The sequence below is a fragment of the Alcanivorax sp. HI0083 genome (assembly GCF_001635175.1).
Genome location: NZ_LWFX01001356.1, coordinates 1 through 816, shown reverse-complemented (window position 1 = coordinate 816; position 816 = coordinate 1). Strand labels below are relative to the sequence as shown.

The window sequence follows — 816 nt, the reverse complement described above, 5'->3', positions numbered from 1 at the left end:
TAGGGGCGTGCGATGGTGGTCAGTTCAGCCATGGGTTACCCGTATTCTCAGAGTTCAGCCGCCAGCTGCTCAAGCAACTGCGTGTGTGCGTCCTGGTTTACTTCGTTACCCAGTACCTTTTCGGCACCGTTCAACGCCAGTACAGCCACATCTTTACGCAATTGCTCGCGAGCCTGATTAACCTGTTGGTCAATCTCAGACTGGGCTTTGGCAATCAGGCGCTCACCTTCGGTGCGCGCTGCATCTTTAGCCTCTTCCACAATCTGATTAGCCCGGCGATTGGCCTGATCAATAATTTCGGCCGCCTTCTCTTTAGATTCTTTGAGATTGGCGGTCGCCTTTTCCTGCGCCAGCTCCAGATCACGCTCTGCCCGATCCGCGGCACTCAGGCCTTCGGCAATCTTCTGCTTACGCTCATCCAGCGCCCGTGAAATCGGGGGCCAAACGAACTTCATGCAGAAGAACACAAACAGGGCAAACCAAATGGCCTGGCCAATTAGTGTCGCATTAATATTCATGCCAACACCTCAATCCGCGTTGCTTTAGATTTCCCTAAATCGGGGCTTAAACGTTAAAGCGCGATTTACTGGAAAATCAGCAGGAACGCGATAGCGATACAGATAATCGGCACAGCATCCAGCAGACCAGCGATGATGAACATGCGGGTTTGCAGCATCGGAGCCAGCTCCGGTTGACGAGCCACAGACTCGAGGAAACGACCACCCATCATGCCGAAGCCCAGACCTGCGCCGATGGCCGCGAGGCCAGCTACGATAGCAGCAGCAAGAAATTGAATGCCTTCCATCTTTACACTCC

Annotated in this window: 2 protein-coding genes; both read right to left on the bottom strand. The window is 53.7% G+C overall.

Features of this window, described 5'->3' with window-relative positions; translation table 11 throughout:
* Nucleotides 1-47: 47 nt before the first annotated feature.
* A complete protein-coding gene (locus A3754_RS20420; protein ID WP_063519300.1) occupies nt 48-518 on the bottom strand; it encodes a F0F1 ATP synthase subunit B in 471 nt (156 codons plus the stop codon).
* A 65-nt stretch (nt 519-583) separates the two neighbouring features.
* Nucleotides 584-805: a F0F1 ATP synthase subunit C gene (atpE, locus tag A3754_RS20415; RefSeq protein ID WP_007151035.1), complete on the bottom strand. Its 222-nt coding sequence runs from the start codon at nt 803-805 to the stop codon at nt 584-586.
* Nucleotides 806-816 lie beyond the last annotated feature (11 nt).